13 protein-coding genes are annotated in these 15640 nt (G+C 59.1%); 5 read left to right on the top strand and 8 right to left on the bottom strand.

What is annotated here, in order from left to right; genetic code table 11:
- Window positions 1-125 precede the first annotated feature (125 nt).
- The 3 genes from EK369_RS07030 to EK369_RS07020 are packed head-to-tail and all read right to left on the bottom strand — an operon-like array spanning window position 126 to window position 2624.
- Window positions 126-527, bottom strand: a complete 402-nt coding sequence (locus EK369_RS07030) for a (deoxy)nucleoside triphosphate pyrophosphohydrolase (RefSeq protein WP_127112985.1) — start codon at window positions 525-527, stop codon at window positions 126-128.
- A complete protein-coding gene (gene argJ, locus EK369_RS07025) occupies window positions 524-1753 on the bottom strand; it encodes a bifunctional glutamate N-acetyltransferase/amino-acid acetyltransferase ArgJ (protein ID WP_127112984.1) in 1230 nt (409 codons plus the stop codon). Before argJ ends, EK369_RS07030 begins: the two co-directional genes overlap by 4 nt.
- 1 nt (window position 1754) lies before the next feature.
- Window positions 1755-2624: a peptidylprolyl isomerase gene (locus EK369_RS07020; protein ID WP_127112983.1), complete on the bottom strand. Its 870-nt coding sequence runs from the start codon at window positions 2622-2624 to the stop codon at window positions 1755-1757.
- 171 nt (window positions 2625-2795) lie between these two features.
- Here EK369_RS07020 and secA point away from each other — a divergent pair, with 171 nt between their 5' ends.
- The 3 genes from secA to EK369_RS07005 all read left to right on the top strand — a co-directional run bounded on the left by secA (window position 2796) and on the right by EK369_RS07005 (window position 8260).
- Window positions 2796-5495, top strand: a complete 2700-nt coding sequence (secA, locus tag EK369_RS07015) for a preprotein translocase subunit SecA (protein WP_127112982.1) — start codon at window positions 2796-2798, stop codon at window positions 5493-5495.
- 96 nt (window positions 5496-5591) lie between these two features.
- On the top strand, window positions 5592-6677 hold the full coding sequence (locus EK369_RS07010; RefSeq protein WP_127112981.1) for a translocase: 1086 nt from the start codon (window positions 5592-5594) through the stop codon (window positions 6675-6677).
- 23 nt (window positions 6678-6700) lie between these two features.
- A complete protein-coding gene (locus tag EK369_RS07005; protein ID WP_127112980.1) occupies window positions 6701-8260 on the top strand; it encodes a substrate-binding domain-containing protein in 1560 nt (519 codons plus the stop codon).
- On the opposite strand, the gene radC is transcribed toward EK369_RS07005, so the two are convergent.
- The gene (gene radC / locus EK369_RS07000; protein WP_127112979.1) at window positions 8257-9021 is read right to left on the bottom strand and encodes a RadC family protein; all 765 of its coding nucleotides are present in this window, start codon (window positions 9019-9021) and stop codon (window positions 8257-8259) included. The two genes, EK369_RS07005 and radC, sit on opposite strands and share 4 nt — an antisense overlap.
- 231 nt (window positions 9022-9252) lie before the next feature.
- On the opposite strand from radC, the gene EK369_RS06995 reads away from it, so the two are divergent.
- Entirely contained in the window at window positions 9253-10095 is an 843-nt protein-coding gene (locus EK369_RS06995; protein ID WP_127112978.1) for an amino acid ABC transporter substrate-binding protein, read from the top strand.
- Between the two features lie 89 nt (window positions 10096-10184).
- On the opposite strand, the gene dnaJ is transcribed toward EK369_RS06995, so the two are convergent.
- Window positions 10185-11330, bottom strand: coding sequence for a molecular chaperone DnaJ (dnaJ, locus tag EK369_RS06990; RefSeq protein ID WP_127112977.1), 1146 nt, complete (start codon window positions 11328-11330; stop codon window positions 10185-10187).
- An 80-nt stretch (window positions 11331-11410) separates the two neighbouring features.
- A complete protein-coding gene (gene dnaK / locus EK369_RS06985; RefSeq protein WP_127112976.1) occupies window positions 11411-13321 on the bottom strand; it encodes a molecular chaperone DnaK in 1911 nt (636 codons plus the stop codon).
- Window positions 13322-13536: 215 nt separating this feature from the next.
- Between dnaK and EK369_RS06980 the strand changes: the two genes are divergently transcribed.
- Complete coding sequence (locus tag EK369_RS06980; RefSeq protein WP_127112975.1) at window positions 13537-14169, top strand: alpha-ketoglutarate-dependent dioxygenase AlkB family protein; 633 nt, start codon at window positions 13537-13539, stop codon at window positions 14167-14169.
- On the opposite strand, the gene EK369_RS06975 is transcribed toward EK369_RS06980, so the two are convergent.
- Both EK369_RS06975 and EK369_RS06970 read right to left on the bottom strand, forming a co-directional pair.
- The gene (locus EK369_RS06975) at window positions 14133-14768 is read right to left on the bottom strand and encodes a hypothetical protein (protein WP_127112974.1); all 636 of its coding nucleotides are present in this window, start codon (window positions 14766-14768) and stop codon (window positions 14133-14135) included. The genes EK369_RS06980 and EK369_RS06975 overlap by 37 nt on opposite strands.
- Window positions 14765-15586, bottom strand: a complete 822-nt coding sequence (locus EK369_RS06970; RefSeq protein ID WP_127112973.1) for an ABC transporter permease — start codon at window positions 15584-15586, stop codon at window positions 14765-14767. The genes EK369_RS06975 and EK369_RS06970 overlap by 4 nt, the downstream gene beginning before the upstream one ends.
- Window positions 15587-15640 lie beyond the last annotated feature (54 nt).

Below are 15640 nucleotides of genomic sequence, written 5' to 3'. Positions count from 1 at the left end.
AGCGACAACCTATTGGCTCGTCACGATGGCGTTACGTTAACGTAACGTTTTTGTGATTTCTACTTTTTTTGTGAGTATGGACCGCACAAGATATGGCATCTGGCCGAATTCATTGCACAAAATGTCTACAGCCAATCCCGCAAGATGGGGATCAAGGGCACATCTGCAGCGGGCATCTTGAAGTCGCGCAGATTCTCTGGCCGCACCCAGCGCAGGGATTGATTCTCTTTCGAGATGGGTGTTCCCTCCCACTTGCGACAGGCAAAGAGCGGCATCAGAAGGTGAAAATCCTCGTAACTGTGCGAGGCAAAGGTCAGCGGCGCGAGGCAGCTGGCCCAGGTGTTGATCCCCAACTCTTCCTCAAGCTCGCGGATCAGGGCGACTTCGGGGGTTTCACCCGGCTCGACCTTGCCGCCCGGAAACTCCCAAAGACCGGCCATGGATTTACCCTCGGGGCGTTGCGCGAGTAGCACGCGCCCGTCGACGTCAATCAGCGCGACGGCAGAGACCAGAATGACTTTGGTCACGACCGATAGTCCGCGTTGATGGTGATGTAGCCATGGGTCAGATCACAGGTCCAGACCGTGGACTGCCCGTCGCCAAGGCCCAGATCAACGCCAATGACCAGATCCTGTTGCTGCATGTAGGTGGCGCCGTCGTCTTCGCTGTAGTTGGGCGACACCCAGCCGTGTTCTGCCACCAGCACATCTCCGAAGCGGATGGTCAGCAGATCGCGATCCGCCGCCGCGCCGGATTTGCCGATGGCCATGACGACGCGGCCCCAGTTGGGGTCCTGACCGGCGATGGCGGTTTTTACCAACGGTGAGTTGGCAATAGCGAGCGCATGGGTGCGGGCGTCGGCGTCTGAGGCGGCGCCGGTGACGGCGATCTCGACAAACTTTGTGGCGCCTTCGCCATCCCGCACGACCTGATGCGCGAGGTCCAGCATGACCGAATGCAAAGCATCACGGAACGGCCCGGACGCGCTGTCGACGGTTGCGCCACTTGCCCCGGTTGCGGCGAGCAGCAGCGTGTCAGAGGTCGACGTGTCGCTGTCGACGGTGATGTTGTTAAAGGTCAGGTCCGTCAGTTCCGACAGGATTTGCTGCAAGAGCGGACGCTCAACGGCGGCATCGGTAAAGATATAGACCAGCATGGTGGCCATATCCGGCGCAATCATGCCCGAGCCCTTGGCGATTCCGGCAATTCGTACCGGTTTGCCGTCCATCACAACTTCGGCGGCGGCGCCCTTGGCAAAGGTGTCGGTGGTGCGAATGGCCTCGGCGGCATCCTTCAGAGATGCCACGGAGAGCTTGGCCTTTGCCTCGGCGAGTTTCGACGTGATGCGGTCGTGCGGCAGGGGTTCGCCGATGACGCCGGTTGACGACGAAAACACCCGTGTTTCGGGCACGTCCAGACAGGCAGCCACAGCGCTGGTGACCGCGTGGGTCGCCTCGGCGCCGTTTTTGCCGGTAAAGGCGTTTGCGTTGCCCGCGTTGACAATGATGGCCGCGCCTTGGTCACTGTCGGCGGAGATCTTTTCCTGACAGTCCAGAACCGAAGCCGACCGGGTGGCCGACCGGGTGAAAACCCCGGCCATGGATGTGCCCGGCGCCAGACGCGCCAGCATGACATCCTTGCGACCCTGATACTTTACGCCAGCTTCGACGGCGGCGAATTCTGCGCCGGCAATTTCGGGCAGATCAGGAAAACTGGCAGGTGCAAGTGGGGACACAGCAGTGATCTTGGCCATATCAGTTACCCTCGGTCCAGGCGTCAAGAAGGCCGGTTTGTTTCAACAACGCAGGGTCAACCGCTTCGGCGGTGCTGCGGTCCACGTCGGCAGTTTCGGTCAGGCGGGCGATCTCTTCGTCCACCAGCTGTTGTTGCAGCTCGTTCACCAATTGGGTGCGAACCTCGTCCAAGGCCGGTGCAGCACGCACACGCGAGTCGTTTAGGATGATGAGATGCCAGCCGAACTGAGTTTTGACCGGTTCGGAAATCTGCCCGACGTCCAGCGTGCTCACCGCCTGTTCAAACGCGGGCACCATTTCGCCGGGTCCAAACCAGCCAAGCAGGCCGCCAGATGGTCCCGAGGGGCCGGTCGATTCGACCTTGGCCGTCTCGGCGAAATCAGCGCCATCGAGCAGGATTGTGCGCAGGGCGATGGCCTTTTCCTCTTCTTCGACCAGGATGTGCGAGGCATTGTATTCGGTTGGGCCACTGTAGCCCGTGACATACTGGGCCTCGTAGGCTGCGTTCACGGCATCTTCTGGCACGCCCGCCTCGAGAATCTGGTTGATTGCCTCGCCTGCCCGCAGCAGGCGGTGTTCGTTTTCCAAAGCCATGGCGATGGCGGCAGGTTCGTCGCCGGTCAATGACTGCGAGAGAACGGTTTGCTGCACGATCTGGTCGAGGATGCCGTTGAACAGCACATCATCCGGCAGGCTTTTGTACTGGTCGGGCAGCGCGTCGCGCACCAGGATCATCTGGCCCAGGGTGATCTCGACACCGTTCACGGTTGCCATCACGGACGTCGCCGTCGGGGCCTCTTGTGCAATAGCGGGCCCGCAAAGCATCGCGGCAACCGCGACAGAGCGGAAAATTCTGAGGTGTTTCGACATCGTTTTGTCCTTGGCTCCTACCGCGCTGGTTGGCGGCGTTGACACTGTTACATAGGCCCCTTACATCGCTTTGTGACGTAGGCAAACCGGCCTTTCCCCGTTTGTATGAGCAGGGCGCGGGACGGGCAAGCAGATGCCTCGCACGAATGTGTCAACGAAGGACAAAATTATATGCTGGGCATCGGAAAACTTGCCAAAAAAGTGTTCGGAACGCCGAACGACCGCAAGATCAAGGCCACCCGCCCCATCGTTGACAAGATCAACGCGCTTGAGCCGGAATTCCAGAAGCTTTCCGATGACGAGATCAAGGCAAAAACCGACGAGTTGTCGGAGCGTGCCAAAGGTGGCGAGTCGCTGGATGATCTGCTGCCCGAGGCCTTTGCCAACTGTCGAGAAGCCGCGCTGCGGGCGTTGGGTCTGCGAGCCTTTGACACGCAGCTGATGGGCGGCATCTTTTTGCACCAGGGCAATATCTCGGAAATGAAAACCGGTGAGGGCAAGACGCTTGTCGCGACCTTCCCGGCCTATCTGAATGCCCTGACACGCGAGGGCGTGCATATCGTCACTGTGAACGACTATCTCGCCAAGCGGGATGCTGAGTGGATGGGCAAGGTCTATGGCGCCTTGGGCATGACCACCGGGGTTGTTTACCCGCGTCAGCCTGACGACGAAAAGCGTGCGGCCTATGCCTGTGACGTGACCTATGCCACCAACAACGAGCTTGGCTTTGACTATTTGCGTGACAATATGCGCAGCGATCTGCGCGAGATGTCCCAGCGCAAGCATAACTTTGCCATCGTGGACGAGGTCGACTCGATCCTGATCGACGAAGCACGGACACCGCTGATCATCTCGGGCCCTGCCGAAGACCGCACCGAGATGTACAACTCGATCGACGTGCTGATCCCTGAACTGTCGGACGCGCATTTCACCATCGACGAAAAGACCCGTCAGGTGAACTTTACCGACGAGGGCAATGACCATCTCGAGGCGACGCTTTTGGCACGTGGCATTCTGCCCGAAGGCCAGTCGCTGTATGACCCGGAGAGCACCACGATTGTGCACCACATCAACCAAGGTCTGCGCGCGCACAAGCTGTTCACCAAGGACAAGGACTATATCGTACGCGACAACGAGGTTGTGCTGATCGACGAGTTCACCGGCCGGATGATGGCCGGTCGTCGCCTGTCCGAAGGTCTGCACCAGGCCATCGAGGCCAAGGAAGGTTGTGCTATTCAGCCTGAAAACGTGACGCTGGCGCAGGTGACCTTCCAGAACTACTTCCGTCTTTATGCCAAACTGGCAGGCATGACCGGCACCGCGGCCACCGAGGCCGAGGAATTTGCCGAGATTTACGGGCTGGGCGTGGTCGAAGTGCCGACGAACCGCCCGATTGCACGGGAAGACGAAGATGATGCCGTCTATCGGACGGCGCGCGAAAAGTTCGAGGCCATCGTCGAGACCATCAAGGAAGCCAATGAAAAGGGTCAGCCGATCCTTGTCGGCACCACCTCGATCGAAAAGTCGGAATTCCTGAGCGATCTTCTGACCAAGGCCAAGGTGAAGCACAACGTTCTGAACGCCCGCCAGCACGAGCAGGAAGCGCAGATTGTTGCGGACGCCGGTAAGCTGGGCGCGGTCACTATCGCCACCAACATGGCCGGTCGCGGGACCGACATCAAACTGGGTGGTAACGTTGAATTCACGGTGCTGGAAGCGATTGCCGCCAACCCCGAGAGTGACCACGCGGCCATTCGCGCCGAGATCGAAGCGGCCCATGCAGCCGACGAGGACGCGGTGAAAAAGGCAGGTGGTCTGTTTGTTCTGGCCACCGAACGCCACGAAAGCCGCCGTATCGATAACCAGCTGCGCGGTCGTTCCGGCCGTCAGGGTGACCCGGGCCGTTCGGCGTTTTTCCTGAGCCTCGAAGACGACCTGATGCGGATCTTTGGCTCGGAGCGTCTGGAAAAGGTGCTGTCGACACTGGGCATGAAAGAAGGTGAGGCGATTGTGCACCCTTGGGTGAACAAGTCTCTGGAACGTGCGCAGGCCAAGGTCGAAGGCCGCAACTTTGACATTCGTAAGCAGCTGTTGAAATTCGACGACGTGATGAACGACCAGCGAAAGGTGATCTTTGGCCAGCGTCGCGACATTATGGAAGCCGAGGACCTGTCCAACATCGCGCAGGAAATGCGCCACGAGGTCATTGCCGATCTGGTGGATCAATACATGCCGCCCAAGACCTACGCGGATCAGTGGGACACAGAGGGCCTCTATGCTGCGTGTATCGAACAGCTGGGCATCGACGTGCCGGTGATCGACTGGGCGGACGAAGAAGGCGTCGACGACGACGTCATTCAGGAGCGTCTGGAAAAGGCAGTCGATGAGATGATGGCGCAAAAAGCTGTCAGCTTTGGCCCCGAGGCCATGCGCATGGTCGAAAAACAGGTGCTGCTGCAGACCATCGACACCAAATGGCGCGAACACCTCCTGACGCTGGAGCATCTGCGCTCGGTTGTCGGGTTCCGCGGTTATGCGCAGCGCGATCCGCTGAACGAATACAAGAACGAGTCCTTCCAATTGTTCGAGAACATGCTGGACGGCTTGCGCTCGGATGTGACGCGGACCCTGTCGAACATTCGCCCGATGTCGGAAGAAGAACAGCAACAGTTGGCATTGGAAATGGCACAGCAGCGCCAGGCGCTGGAAGCCGCCGCCCAGGCACCTGCCGAGCCCCCCGCACCAACCGAGGATGCCGTCGAAGGGTTTGACGAAAACGACCCTGCTACCTGGGGAAATCCGGGTCGAAATGCGTCTTGTCCCTGTGGCTCCGGCAAGAAGTTCAAGCACTGCCATGGTCGTCTGAGCTAGGGTTAATCGACAGACAATCTCCAAAAGGGCGCCATATGAGCGCCCTTTTTTGATGGCACCAAAGTGGCACGGGGCAGTGCGAGTTTGGAGTCACGAATGTTTAGTAAAGACATGTTCAAGAAAGGTATCTTGAAGAAAGAGAACCTTGGAGAGGGTCTCTTCAAGAAGGATATTAATGTCTACCGCCGCTATGCCTGGGCCGGAGCGAGCTTTTCCGCGGCCATGTCCATTGCCTTTTTGATGCAACAGAGCGAAGCCAGTTATGCCGGTCAGGTTCTGGTGCGGGACACTGTGGTGATCAACCCTGATGATGTGATCAAGGCGAGCCTGCCTGCGGGTCAAATGGACGGCTTGCAAGGGGTCGAGACACTGTCGACCCTGCCATCGCTGCCGCAAGAGTTGTCTCACCAGTCTACATTGCCGACGCAGCCGGTTATCCTGTTGGTTTCACGTGACATTCCGGTGGGTGTATTGCCGCAGGAAGAAGCCTCGCCACTGCTGAATTGCGATGCCACGCTCACCGCCGAACCCGTGGCGGCGGCGATGGTTGATCTGACCCTTAGCGCACCCTGCCTGTCGGGCGAGCGCGTGACCATCCATCACGGTGGCCTGAAGTTCACCGAGGTTCTGGGTCTGGACGGAACGCTGAACGTGTCCGTACCAGCCCTGGCCGAACATGCGATGTTTGTTGTCGCCTTTACCAATGGCGACGGGGCCGTGGCCCGTGCGGACGTCAGTTCGCTGCCCTTTTATGATCGCGTGGCGGTGCAATGGATGGGCGAGACAGGTTTGCAGCTTCACGCTCTGGAATATGGTGCAAGCTATGGTGAAGACGGCCATGTATGGCAGGGCACGCCACGCGATTTGACCGCTGTTGCCGCGGGCGAAGGTGGGTTTATCACCCGACTGGGCAATCAAGACGCGCCAGAGCCGCTGATGGTCGAGGTCTATACCTTCCCCACTGCCACGGCACGGGAAGGTGGGCAGATTTCCATAAGTCTGGAAGCAGAGGTCAGTTCGGTAAATTGTGGCCGCGATATCTCGGCCACATCGCTGGAATTGCAGGGTGAGGCTGACGCACGCGTGCAGGATCTGACCCTGGCAATGCCGGACTGCGACGCCAAGGGTGAATTTCTGGTGTTGAAAAACCTGTTCGAAGACCTGACAATCGCCCGTAAGTAACGGGTGATTTCGGGAACTGATTTATGCAACAGTTTCGTGCGGCGGTTTTCGCCGCACTTTTCCTTTTTTTGAACGTGTCTTTTGGGGTCGCCCAGGACATTACCCTGCGGTCGCAGGATGGATCAGTTGAAATCACCGGCACATTCCTGGGGTTCGATGGCGAGTTTTATCGGGTCCGCACGAAATATGGCGAGCTGACCGTGGACGGCACCGGCGTGAATTGCGAAGGCCCGGCGTGCCCCAGTCTGGTCAACTATATTGCCGAGGTGTCGATTTCAGGCGCTGCCACCATGGGTGAGGTTCTGATGCCAGCCTTGATCGAGGCGTTTGCCCTGCGCAACAACTACAAGGTGGCGCGCAGCTTCGAAGATGTCGAACGGTTTGACTATGAACTGAGCGATGGTGCCAGCGGGCAGGTCCTCGCGCGGTTCACCTTTCACTCTTCCAATTCGGACGAAGGTTTTGCCGACCTGCTGGCGGACGAGGCGGACATTGCCATGTCCCTGCGCGAGATCCGGTCGGCCGAGGCCAAACGGGGGTACGAGGCAGGTCTGGGCGACATGACCGACAGCAACCGCAGCCGCGTCCTGGCGCTGGATGGTATGGTCCCGGTGGTGTCTCCGGGCAATCCTGTAAAGGCCCTGTCGCCTCTGCAACTGGCGCAGGTCTTTGCCGGGCAGATTGACAACTGGATTGAGTTTGGCGGCCCGGATGCGCCGATTGCACTGCATCTGATGGAGCCAAGCTCGGGCATGGCGCAGGCGGTTGAGGACCAGTTGATGAAGCCCGTGGGCCGCGTGGTGGCCGACACCACCCAGCGGCACGAGCGCAACATTTCGTTGGTCTCGGCGGTGATGCGTGATCCCTTTGCCATCGGCATTGCCAGCTTCTCCGAGACCGGCAACACTCAGTTGCTGACGCTGGATGGGGAGTGTGGGTTCGCGCTGACGGCCTCGCGCCGCACGATCAAGACCGAAGACTATCCGCTGACCGCACCGATGTTCCTGTACTTTCCGGCACGGCGTCTGCCCAAGATCGCGCGCGAGTTTCTGGCCTATACACGCAGCCCGTCGGCGCAGATCGTGATCCGCCGGGTCGGCTTTGTTGACCAGGCCCCGGAAGAGGTGCCTGTGAACCTGCAAGGGGATCGGTTCGCCAATGCCATTTCAGTGGCTGGCGCGGATGTGACGCTGGAAGAATTACAACGTATGGTCAACCGCTTGGGCCCCATGAAGCGGCTCACAACCTCGTTCCGGTTTCAGGCCGGATCAACCCGTCTGGACGCGCAATCGCGCTCGAACGTGCAGCAACTGGCCCGGGCACTTGAGGCGGGGCTCTATGATGCCCGCAAGCTGGTGTTCGTCGGCTTCAGTGATGGCGAAGGGGCGGCGGCGGGTAATCGCCAGATTGCCCTGAAGCGTGCGGAAACCGTGCGCGAGGCCGTGGTGGCGGCGGCGGAGACCGCGAACTTTGACCAGCTGACCATTGACGTGGATGCCTTTGGCGAGGCGATGCCAATGGCCTGTGATGACAGTGCCTGGGGGCGTCAGGTGAACCGACGGGTCGAGGTCTGGCTGCGCTAGAGATAGCCCTCGGCACGAAAGCTCAATTCGCGGGACTTGCCGACGATCAGGTGGTCGTGCAGGGTGATGCCCATGACCCCGGCAGCCTCTTGAACCTGTTGGGTCATCGCAATGTCCGACGGCGAGGGCGTGGGGTCTCCTGATGGGTGATTATGTACTAAAATCAAGGCGCTGGCGTTGATTTCGAGGGCGCGTTTCACGACCTCCCGGGGGTAGACGGGGACGTGATCGACGGTGCCGCGGGCCTGCTCTTCGTCCGCGATCAGGACGTTCTTGCGATCAAGGTACAGCACCCGAAACTGCTCGGTCTCGCGGTGAGCCATGGTGGTGTGGCAATAGTCGACCAAGACGTCCCAGCCCGAGAGCACATGACGCTGCAAGACACGGGAACGGGCGAGCCGGTGGGCGGCGGCCTCGATGATCTTCAACTCGGTGATCACGGCCTCGCCAACGCCGCTGACCTCGGACAGGCGGGCAACCGGGGCCGAGAGAACGCGGTTGAAATCCCCAAAAGTATCAAGGAGTTGACGCGCCAGGGGCTTTACGTCCCGGCGTGGAATGGCGCGGAAGAGGACCAGCTCTAACAACTCGTAATCCGGCAGGGCATCTGCGCCGCCCGAGAGAAAACGCTGCCGCAACCGTTTGCGGTGGTCGGCGATGTACGAGGGCAGGCGCCCCCCCTTGGGAATGGGTTCTGGCACGGCCTCATCCACCTCGAAAAGAGGCAGCGGCATCTCGGTAAAGGCGCGTGGGTCGGACATGGGCACAGCCTGCCGAAACAGGGTGAACGAAGGGTTAATCTGCCAAAAGTTAACGGTGAGAACGCACGTCGGTACTACGTCGGTATCGCATCGGTAAAGCGTCGGTGTTGCGTCACGTCATGCGGGCGCATTAACACATCTGCTGCGAAACGTGTTTGTCGGGGCAGGGCCGGCGGTGTAGCCTTGCGCAGATCAATCATGATTTTGCCAACTCTTATTACGGGACATACCATGAAGTTATTTCCAATGATGCTGTCGGCCCTGGCGCTGACCTGTGGGCTTGCCTCGGCCCAGACCCTGGACCGCATCAAAGACACCGGCGTTTTGACACTGGGTTTCCGGGTCGACGCGCCGCCACTGTCCTATCAGCGACCCGGTGGTGAACCGGCAGGTTATTCGCCGCTTGTCTGCGCGGAAGTGGCACAGGAAATCCTGAACCATCTGAAACTGGAGAGCGGCCTGGACGTGCGCTTTGTGCCGGTAGATACGGCGAACCGGTTTGAAAAGGTTGCAGCAGGCGAGATTGACCTGTTGTGCGGCGCTGCGACGATCACGCTGGAACGCCGCAAGACGGTGGATTTCTCGATCCCGACCTTCGTCGACGGCACCTCGATCCTTGTGCGCAGTGACGGGCCGGATCAGTTCGCAGCCTATGCCGGGAAAAAGATGGGCGTGCGCAGCAACACCACCACCAAGGAAGCGCTGACCAACACCCTGAATCAGGCGGGTATGCAGGCAGAAGTGATGTCTTTCGAGTCACATCTCGATGGCATCAAGGCGCTGGAAAGTGGTGGAATCGACGCTTACTTTGCGGACCAGTCCATCCTGGCCAGCCTGCACCGGACCAGCCCGAATGCGCTGAACCTGAAAATGTCGAACGAGATCCTGACCATTGAAAAGCATGGGCTGGCCATGGCGCGCGGGGATTCGGAATTCCGGCTGCTGGTGGATACGGCCCTGTCAAAAATGTACGGACGTGGCAGCATGCAACGCGCGTTCCAAGAGATCATGCCGGGCGTGCAGCCGGGATTGGGTCTGCGGGCCATGTATGTGATCGCACCAACGTTGGATTGACGGTGGATTGAATGAAGAAAAGGGCGCGCCGTGGGTGGCGCGCCCTTTTTTTTGGTTTGGTGTGTAGCTGGGAAAACCCGGACCCAGGGTCAGCCCTTCATCGAGTCCCAGAAATTCTTGACCGATTTGAAGAAGTTGCTGCTTTCGGGGTTGTTCTCTTCCGAGAGCTCTTCGAATTCGCGCAGCAGTTCTTTTTGACGGCTGGTCAGGTTCACGGGCGTCTCAACCGCCATTTCGATGAACATATCTCCGGAGCCTCCGCCACGCAGCGCTGGCATGCCTTTGCCACGCAGGCGCATCTGGCGACCGGCTTGCGAGCCACCGGGGATTTTCACCCGGCTGCGGCCACCGTCGATGGTGGGCACCTCGATGTCGCCGCCCAGAGCGGCGGTGGTCATCGAGACCGGCACGCGACAGAACAGGTTGGAGTTCTCGCGTTCGAACAGCTCGTGCGGGGCCACCTCGATAAAGATATAGAGGTCGCCAGCGGGGCCGCCGCGCATGCCTGCCTCGCCTTCGCCAGCGAGGCGGATGCGGGTGCCGGTTTCCACGCCTGCGGGGATGTTGACAGACAGCGCGCGGTCTTTTTCGACGCGTCCCTGACCACCGCAGCCATTGCAGGGGTTCTTGATGATCTGGCCGAGGCCCGAACACGTGGGGCAGGTCCGTTCAACGGTGAAAAAGCCCTGTTGCGCGCGAACCTTGCCCATGCCGGAGCATGTGGGACATGTGGTAGGCTCGGCACCACCTTCGGCACCGGACCCTTCACAGCTGTCGCATTGCACCGAGGTCGGCACGTTGATGGTCTTTTGCATGCCGGAAAAGGCATCTTCGAGGGTGACGCGCAGGTTATAGCGCAGGTCCGCGCCACGCGCGGCACGTTGGCGTCCTCCGCCACGTCCTCCGCCGCCCATGAAGTCACCAAAGAGGTCGTCGAACACGTCTGAAAAGGCGCTGGCGAAATCGCCCTGACCGCCGGGGTGGCCGCCACGGGGACCGCCCATACCACCCTCGAAGGCCTGATGACCAAAGCGGTCATAAGCGGCCTTTTTCTCGGCGTCCTTGAGGATTTCGTAGGCTTCGTTGGCTTCCTTGAACTTACCTTCGGCTTCGGGATTGTCCTTGTTCCGGTCGGGGTGCAGTTCCTTGGCCTTCTTGCGATAGGCCTTTTTGATTTCGTCCGCGGAAGCCCCTTTGCTGACGCCAAGCACCTCGTAGAAGTCACGTTTTGCCATGGGTTACTCCTTTGGCACGGAATGAAAAGGGCCGACCCGGCAACCGGACCGGCCCAAACTTCAGTTCCGATGGTGCGCCATCAGCGCTTGTCGTCGCCCAGATCTTCGAAGTCGGCATCAACGATGTCATCATCGCCGGCCTCATCCGCGGCCATCGGTTCATCACCGGCCTCTTCCTGGCTGGCTTTGTAGATGGCTTCACCCAACTTCATGGCCGCTTCGGTGACGTTCTGGATGCCGGACTTGATCTTGTCGGCGCCAATGTCCTCTTTCTCGAGGTCGTCTTTCAGCGCGGCGATCGCCAGTTCGATGGCTTCGACGGTGGTCGGGTCGACCTTGTCCGAATGCTCTTCGATCGACTTTTCGGTCGAGTGGATCAGCGATTCTGCCTGGTTGCGGGCTTCGATCAGCTCGCGACGTTCCTTGTCGGCTTCGGCGTTTTCTTCGGCGTCCTTGACCATCTTGTCGATGTCTTCGTCCGAGAGACCGCCCGATGCCTGGATGGTGATCTTTTGCTCTTTGCCGGTGCCTTTGTCGGCGGCACCCACAGACACGATGCCGTTGGCGTCGATGTCAAAGGTCACTTCGATCTGCGGCATACCACGCGGTGCGGGCGGAATATCCTCGAGGTTGAACTGGCCGAGGATCTTGTTGTCAGCCGCCATTTCACGCTCACCCTGGAACACGCGGATGGTCACGGCGTTCTGGTTGTCTTCGGCGGTCGAGAAGATCTGGCTCTTCTTGGTCGGGATCGTGGTGTTGCGGTCGATCAGACGGGTGAAGACACCACCGAGGGTTTCGATGCCCAAGGACAGCGGGGTCACGTCCAGAAGAACAACGTCTTTCACGTCGCCCTGCAGAACACCGGCCTGAATGGCAGCACCCATGGCAACCACTTCGTCCGGGTTCACGCCCTGGTGGGGCTCTTTACCGAAGAACTTGGTCACTTCGTCTTTGACGCGCGGCATACGGGTCATACCGCCAACCAGCACGATCTCGTCGATTTCGTTGGCCGACATGCCCGCGTCTTTCAGAGCGGCCTGACAGGGCTTCAGCGAGGCTTTGATCAGGTCACCCACCAGCGATTCCAGCTTGGCACGGGTCAGTTTGATGACCATGTGCAGCGGCGTACCCGAAGAAGGGTCCATCGAGATGAACGGTTGGTTGATTTCGGTCTGCGACGAGGAGGACAGTTCGATCTTGGCTTTTTCGGCGGCTTCTTTCAGACGCTGCAGGGCCATCTTGTCCTTGGTCAGGTCGACGTTGTGCTCTTTTTTGAACTCGCCCGCCAGATAGTTGACGATGCGCATGTCAAAGTCTTCACCACCAAGGAAGGTGTCGCCGTTGGTCGATTTCACTTCGAACAGGCCGTCGTCGATTTCCAGGATGGTCACGTCGAAGGTCCCGCCACCAAGGTCATAGACCGCGATGGTGTGGGTGTCTTCTTTGTCCAGACCATAGGCCAGAGCGGCCGCGGTCGGTTCGTTGATGATGCGCAGCACTTCGAGACCGGCGATTTTACCGGCATCTTTGGTGGCCTGACGCTGGGCGTCGTTGAAGTAGGCAGGCACGGTGATGACGGCCTGGGTCACTTCTTCGCCAAGATAGCTCTCGGCGGTTTCTTTCATCTTGCCGAGGATAAAGGCCGAGATTTGCGAGGGGCTGTATTTTTCGCCCTTGGCTTCGACCCACGCATCGCCGTTGCCGCCATTGATGACGTTGAACGGCATGTTCTTGAGGTCTTTGGCCAGATCGGCATCGTCGAACCGACGACCGATGAGACGCTTGACGCCAAAGACGGTGTTTTCTGGGTTGGTGACGGCCTGGCGTTTTGCCGGCTGGCCCACAAGGCGCTCGTCATCTGTAAAGGCTACGATCGACGGCGTGGTGCGCGCACCTTCCGAGTTTTCGATCACTTTGGGTTGTGCACCATCCATGATGGACACACAGGAGTTTGTTGTACCGAGGTCGATACCAATCACTTTGCTCATTTTTGATCCCTTCTGACTTAAGGCGATATTTCGAAACATGGACCCGTTTTGGCATCCAAGCCTCGATCCCGTTTGCACCGGCCCATAGCCGAATGCGCTTCGCAGGGTATATAGGGAGGCGAAAAAGGCGCTGCAAGCATCAGATTTCGCACAGATGCGAAGAATCCGAGGTTTTTTGGGTGAATGGTTTCAAGAAGGAAAATTAAGCCGTGGTGATGCCGCTGACAATTCGGGGGTTCAGGGTGTTTCAGGGCTATCTCGATTCGCCCGCCCAAGAGGCTTTGGTGGCGGGTCTGCGCGAGGTCGCCAGGCAGGCACCGTTCTATGCGCCGGTGACCCCCAGCGGCAAGCCGATGTCGGTGCGCATGACCTCAGCCGGGCGATTGGGATGGGTGACGGATCGCGGCGGCTATCGGTATCAGGCGCATCACCCCGAGGGCATGGCGTGGCCACCGATCCCCGAAACCGTCCTGGATATCTGGCGGGCAGTGTCCGGGGTGTCGCGCGACCCGGATTGCTGTCTGGTCAACTACTATGCAGAGGGCGCGCGGATGGGCATGCATCAGGACAAGGACGAAGGCCAGTTTGAATGGCCTGTCGTATCGATCTCGTTAGGGGACGAAGGGTTGTTCCGCATGGGCAATGTTGCACGCGGCGGCAAAACCGAGTCGCTGTGGCTGCGGTCCGGGGATGTGGTGGTGATGGGTGGTGAGGCGCGGCTGGCGCATCATGGGGTGGACCGCATCCGTTTCGGATCATCCCGACTGTTGCCCAAAGGCGGGCGGATCAACCTGACCATGCGGGTGGTGGATCAGGGCAAAACCGAACAGCAGCCCTCAAGTCCATAGGCATCGTCGTTGCCATGAAAGAACAGATCGATCACCAGGCCGAAGTTGCGATCCGACATGCCATCATGGCACGCATCCTGCCGCAGAACGGCAGTGAAGTTTCCGGTCGGTCCGGAGCCACCGATGCCAATGACGCGATCAGGCCGGGCAACCTGTCCCGATTGCCAGTCGATCGAGTAGGATTTGGTGCCCTCTTCGGCCATTGCCTGATATGCGGCCTGACCGGGCGCGACGCTGTTGAAGGTGATGTCCCAAAAGGGCTCTGTCCCACCGCAGGACAATTTGGCACCTGAATACGCCCACCCGTCGCTTGGCACCGGGACCATGAAACGCATGGCCACCCAGCCGAAGGATTCCATGGCATTTACCAGACCCCAGCGGCCATCTTCGGTGATGCGCACCACCTCGATGTCACGCGCGTTAAAGGGCAGCTCGGCAATGATGGGCGCGCTGGCACTGGCCTCTTCCCGGATATTGAGCATGTCGTCGTGGTCGACGCCATAAATGTCATAGAGCGCAGGCAAATCCTGTGCCGTTACGGCGATGGCCCAGAACATGGCCGTGAAGATTGTAAAGGCCCGCGTCAAGGTCTGCGTCATTGGCGCGCTCCCCAGCTGAGCGAGGCATGGCGGCGGGTATAAAACTCGCCCATCAAGCCCAGCATTAACAACACAATCCCAACCCAAAACGCGTATTCGTAACTCGAGTTTCGTGGGGTGTAGTTGATGAAGGCAAATCCACGCGCCTGATCGATACAGTGAAAAAGCGGGTTCCAGTCAAACATAGCGAGCAGATAGCCCGGCATCACGTTTGCAACGAACATCTTGCCGGACGCGATCATATTGGCCCGCTGATAGATCGTCGAGGCAATGCTGACAAATGAAGGAAACCAGGGTTTTATGGCCAGAAAGATGACGCCAACCCCGATGCCTGTAAACCAGCTAAGTAACAACATTGCAAAGGCGCCGACGGGTTGATCAATTTCAACTGGCGTAATCACGACGTGATAGATGAACAGCATTGTGAAGAGCGACAGCACCTGAATGTAGAGTGTGCTAAGCGCGGCTGCAGAGATCGTGATCACCGTGTTCATCGGTGCATGTTTCATCATGGGCGAGGAAGGCCCGTCAGAGCTGACGATAGCGCCCATGGTTTTCGTATGTGTCATGAACAGAAAAATTCCTGACATGACATAAATCATGAAGTCCCCACGCAGGGCCGCACCGCGCAATCCCAGAACAGAGAACATGATGTAGAAAATGCCAACAAAAATCACAGCCTGAAGCATGTTCATCAGGATCGACATAAGTGCACTGCTGTGCGATTTGCGCACATTACGCACAATGGCGTGGTAGATCAGCTCGGACAGGCTGATCAGTGAGCCAATCGTGCTTTTGGGGGCCGCTTGTTGAAACATCGCCTCAGTGTCCCGGGTATACTCCGGTCATGCCAGTGAATTCTTGCCGTTCGG

The sequence above is a fragment of the Shimia sediminis genome (assembly GCF_003990645.1).
Taxonomy (GTDB): Bacteria; Pseudomonadota; Alphaproteobacteria; order Rhodobacterales; family Rhodobacteraceae; genus Shimia; species Shimia sediminis.
Note: the sequence above shows the minus strand (reverse complement) of the source record. Positions and strands in the feature narration are given on the sequence as shown.